Below are 4,530 nucleotides of genomic sequence, written 5' to 3' on the forward strand. Positions count from 1 at the left end.
GCGAGCAGGCCGGTGCCGGCCGAAGGCTCCAGCACGCGGTCGGTCGGCGTGATCGCGGCGGCGGTCGCAGCGATCAGGCCGAGCGGGATCGGTGTCGAGAACTGCTGGAAAGCCTCGCTCTCCTCGGAACGGCGCGTGTGCGTGGGGAGGAGGCCAGCGATCCTGGCCAACATTGGCAACGCGGCGGCCGGAGATCCGGCTTTGCGCAAAAGCGTTTTTCCGTATTTGCGCAGGAACAGCACTGATGCCGCTTCGCAGGCGTCATAGGCGGTCTTCCAGTCCCAGGCGCCGGACGCATCGGAGGCACCGATGGCCGTTTCCATTGCGGCGCGCAGAATCGTGGCATTGATGCGTTGCCCCTGTTCGAGATGGGGAAGAAGGCGTTGTGCTGCCTGATGAATGGCGATGGCCGGGTCAACGGCAGCGTGAACTGGCGCAGCCGGAAGGGCTGCGGTGGCGGAAGCATGGAACATGGAGGGAACCTCACGGAGAGCGGACAAGGGATGAACCGGGCGGTGCTCTCTCTCGACCCCACCGGCTCAAACCCTTCCCGGCCATCCTCTTCCTCTGATCGCGGCTGTCAGCCGAAGCGCCGACCGGCGGCGGTGAAGCTGTAGTCGTTGGCGAGCATCATCTCGTCGATGACGATGTCCGAGGTTTGATGCTCATATTCCCGCTCAAGCTGGCTGTAGAGCCAGCGGGCGAGATCGCGCAGCGCCTCGACGATCTCGTCCTCGGCATCGGCGGTCATGTGTCGATAGGTCTGGCTGTCCCGCTCCACCGAGATCGCCATGCAGTGCTCGTGATAATAATAACCGCGATGCCGGATCTCGGCTTGGAGCTGGTAAAAGTTGCGTCGTTGGATTGATTGCAATGCACCAGCGATCCGATGAAGCTCAGCATCCTGTGGTGCGTGATCACGGATGTGGCGCGCGGTATCCTTCACATAGGAATAGGCGCCCTCAAAACACGCGCCGTCGCCCTGGCTCCAGAAACCGCGATACCAGATGCAGGATTGCTGGCGCGTGCCCCCGCCATAGAGGCGCACCGGACGGGTTTTCAACCGAACGCCAAGAATGGCGCAGATCGCCTCGAAATCTCGGGCGACGAATTCGGACCAGTCATCGTCGGGTGTGCTTTCGCGATACCATGCACGTGCCTTCTCCTTTGCCTCGGTGGAAAGCTCGTCGAGGCGATAGACGGTCGTTTCAACGATCTGTGGCATCGCCCGATCCCCCTTCATCGAGCGTGATGGCGAGCCAGCTATTGGTGTCGCTCCAGGCGACGGTTTTCTGCGTGCTCAGGTCCAGCACATGCGCGCCGCCGCCAAAGGCGTTGATGCGCGGTCGCGAACAGGTATTGGCCCATTCGAACCCCCAGCGACTGGTGAGTGCGAATTCCTTGGCGCAACGCAGAACGAAGGTGATGACGCGCTGGGGATCGCCAGTGCCATCATCGCGTATCCAGAGCTTCGTGCCGCCGTGCTCGGGCTGGATGGAGAGCAGGAAGCCATCGGACGGCGGGTCTTCCTCCGCGCCGTCTTCGGATAGCCTGTTGTAGAGATCGAGCGCGCGAGCGGCATTGTCGAGTGTGCCGACATCGAGCAGGCACGAGAAATGGGTGAAATAGTCGGCCATGGAAAAGCTCCTGAAACGAAAGAGCCCGGCGATTGACCGGGCTCGGATGACGGGATGGGATTGGCAGCGTCGATCAGCCGGTCGCGGCGAAGGGATCGACATCGCGGTGGATCGGTTGGGCACGGCCCATCCAGGGTTCGGGGCGGATACAGCGCACCCAATCGGCAAAGCCCGGAATGAAGCCGAGATCCTCGCGCACGTGCTGTTCGCCAATCAGCCGCACGGGTACGACGCGGCCGGTGGAAATCGTGATGGTCGCGCCGAAGAAACGCTCCAACATGAAAATGCCTTCGGCATGATGGCGCAAAGCGCGATGCCGAAAGTCGTCTGTGATCGCCTTTGATTCATCGAACCATTGGTGAAGGGCCAGATAGTCGTCGGCTGTCCCGCCCCATTTGCGAACTGAGGAAAGCGCGTGATGATAACAATGTCCCATGTCCGCCTCCTCACCATTCATGGCCGTGGTTTTCGGAACTGGTGAACCGCTCATTGTAATCGAGCGAGATCGTCCGGTCTGAGACGTCGAAGACGAACTCGCCATAAGCGCCGTCATTATTTTCCCAGCCGCAATGGGTGTTGGACAGAAAGGCGTAGGCAAGCCGTTCGATCGCATCGCGGACGCCCAAACGGACTGGCAGCGGTTGGTCCACGCCCCATTCCACCAGAGCGATCTCGATTTCGGCGGATGGCAGATCGACGACTTTGTCGTCGCTGGTCTTGGCTTCGATATTTTCAACCTGGCCGCTGTCGCCATAACCATCGAACACGACGGTGACGGTTGCGATGCCGGTGGCGGCGAGCACATCGAAAAGAGCGGCTTTGTTCTGCGATAAAACCTGAGCGTTAAGTTCCGCTTCGCGGGCGCGTTCAGCTTCCCATTTTGCATAGTCAAAGCTCGGCGCCGGCGATGGCGCTGGATTGGTATCGGTCATGTCAAACTCCAAAATTACGAAAACCCGGCTGATCCCTGTCATTGAGGGGCCGGGCATCTGGTGAAGGTTGGAAAAAGCGGCGGAGCAGCTGTTGCTGCCCCGCCCGCCCGCGATTATTCGGCTGCGATCATCGCGGGATGCTCCTCGTCGCAGTCGGCTGCTGCGTCTTCCTCGTCGTCGGCAAGGAAGGCTGGCAGCGCCTGGGTCTCATCTGCGGCCTCATCGGGTCCATCGACACTGTGCAAGAGCTCAGTCGGCCGCAATGGCTCGGGCAGCCAGCCGCTATTGGTGAGCAGACGCTCGGCCTCCTTGGCCATGTCGCCTTTCTTCAGATGATCGATGAGCTGCGCGGACTGTTCGCCCTTGGCCTCGCGCACCGCTTCCAGAATGCGGGGCTTGGTGACGCGACCGAGATAATTGGCGACGGTTGGCTGCCATCCCACATTCACCATGTCGAGCCCGACGGCACGGGCCAGCCGGTCGGCATCGCCAAGACGACGGCTCAGGCTATGCTGCGAAAGCCCTGCGCCACCGTAGCGATCGACCTTTTCATGGAGTGCATTGACGCCAAAGCTGACGCAATGGGCGAGCAAGGCCGAGCGGCTGGCGTCATCGAGCGTGTGTAGCCAGTCCCACAGCGCATCTTCGTCGGTGGGCAGATCGGCTTTCCATTCGTCCTGACGAGCGGTGATGGCCTTGGCGGATACGCTGTCTTTCAGGTCATCCGCCTGAACGGAGAAGAAGATATGCCGCACCGAAGCTTCGAGGCATCCGCCCGACGATGACGTGCGCTGGAAAGTGTCGAGCACCAGCTTGTACAGCAGCGCTGTCAGGGCGACGTGCGGGTTGTTGGCCAGTGCATCACGCAATGCCAATGTCCGGTGCGCGGTCAGCTCGGTGAGGAGCCGGTCAGGCAGCGGCTTGATGACTTCATCGTCATCCTCGTCTGCATCCGGTTCGCTCTGGCCGCCGATGGTGATAACGGCACGCCCTGCGGTCGGCATGGAATGCTCCGACGATGCCAAGCCGCTCCCGGATTCAGGATCACCGTCGTTCTCGATGACGGTAGGAGCCTCATCCGCGGGACGAACATAGCCGCGATCAACCGACAGGCTGCCGTCATTGTCGATGCTGACAAAGACACCAGCGCGCGCGATGTCGGCGGGATCATAGATGACGGGGCGATCGCCAAAGGCGGCCTGGGCCTGTTCGATTTCGCCGAGCCGTTCGTCGACCTCGTCGGGAAGTTCGTCGGCGCCCTCATATTCGGCTTCGATCCGGGCATATTCGGACTGGAGTACGTCGAACGCCGCTTGTTCCTCGGGTGTCAGGTCGGTCTGAGTGCCGGCCAGTTCGCGCAAGCCATGGGCCGCGTCATAGGGATGGGTGATTGCGACCGCGATCCACTTCCAGCCTTCGTTGGCGACCTCCTCGGCGATGGTCTTGAGTTTTTCGGCGACCAGCTGATCGAGGAGACTTGCATCCTGCAGCCAGCCACCGTCGTCGCTCTGGAACAGGTCACGCAGGACGGTGCCGCCCGCCTGTTCATAGGCATCCAGACCAATGAACTGTGCCCGCTTGTCGGATGCGCGAACCGTGCTTTCGGTCAGCATACGGCGGATCTGATAGGGCTCCTTCGACCATGACGTCGAAATCGAGTCCCAGACCTGTTCCTGACGGACATGGTCGCAGGTGACGGCGAACGCCATCAGTTGTTCAAGCGACATACCGTCTTGCGCATAGACCTCGTGCAGGACGGGTGAGACCGAGGCGAGGCGCAGCCGCTGCTTGACCACGTTCACCCCGACGAAAAAGGCCGCCGCGATGGCTTCTTCGGATTGGCCCTTTTCGCGCAACGCCTGGAACGCACGGAACTGATCGAGGGGGTGGAGCGCCACACGCTGGATGTTTTCGGCGAGCGAGTCATCTTCGGCCAGGATGTCGGTGGACCGATCCCGCAC

General features: G+C 61.5%; 5 protein-coding genes and 1 pseudogene. All 6 read right to left on the minus strand.

From position 1 onward, the window contains the following. Window positions 1–473 (minus strand): annotated as a pseudogene (locus ACESNB_RS08615) (hypothetical protein); the annotation flags it as partial. A gap of 107 nt (window positions 474–580) precedes the next feature. Then, a complete protein-coding gene (locus ACESNB_RS08620; RefSeq protein ID WP_373006315.1) occupies window positions 581–1,225 on the minus strand; it encodes an antitoxin of toxin-antitoxin stability system in 645 nt (214 codons plus the stop codon). Further along, window positions 1,209–1,637 carry a hypothetical protein gene (locus ACESNB_RS08625; RefSeq protein WP_373006317.1) on the minus strand — a complete coding sequence of 143 codons (429 nt, stop codon included), beginning with the start codon at window positions 1,635–1,637 and terminating at the stop codon, window positions 1,209–1,211. The genes ACESNB_RS08620 and ACESNB_RS08625 overlap by 17 nt, the downstream gene beginning before the upstream one ends. 73 nt (window positions 1,638–1,710) lie before the next feature. After that, window positions 1,711–2,073 (minus strand): hypothetical protein, encoded by a 363-nt coding sequence (locus ACESNB_RS08630; protein ID WP_373006319.1) that lies wholly within the window; start codon window positions 2,071–2,073, stop codon window positions 1,711–1,713. A gap of 10 nt (window positions 2,074–2,083) precedes the next feature. After that, on the minus strand, window positions 2,084–2,569 hold the full coding sequence (locus ACESNB_RS08635; protein WP_373006321.1) for a DUF6878 family protein: 486 nt from the start codon (window positions 2,567–2,569) through the stop codon (window positions 2,084–2,086). Between the two features lie 113 nt (window positions 2,570–2,682). Beyond that, on the minus strand, window positions 2,683–4,530 hold a 1,848-nt coding region (locus ACESNB_RS08640), incomplete at its 5' end, for a ParB/RepB/Spo0J family partition protein (protein ID WP_373006323.1).

Origin of the sequence: Hyphomonas sp., from assembly GCF_041689225.1 — a bacterium.
GTDB lineage: Bacteria > Pseudomonadota > Alphaproteobacteria > Caulobacterales > Hyphomonadaceae > Hyphomonas.

What these genes read in the sequence shown, in the direction of transcription:
- ACESNB_RS08620 (WP_373006315.1), bottom strand. Translation starts at nt 1,225, where the DNA reads ATGCCACAGATCGTTGAAACGACCGTCTATCGCCTCGACGAGCTTTCC.
- ACESNB_RS08625 (WP_373006317.1), bottom strand. Translation starts at nt 1,637, where the DNA reads ATGGCCGACTATTTCACCCATTTCTCGTGCCTGCTCGATGTCGGCACA.
- ACESNB_RS08630 (WP_373006319.1), bottom strand. Translation starts at nt 2,073, where the DNA reads ATGGGACATTGTTATCATCACGCGCTTTCCTCAGTTCGCAAATGGGGC.
- ACESNB_RS08635 (WP_373006321.1), bottom strand. Translation starts at nt 2,569, where the DNA reads ATGACCGATACCAATCCAGCGCCATCGCCGGCGCCGAGCTTTGACTAT.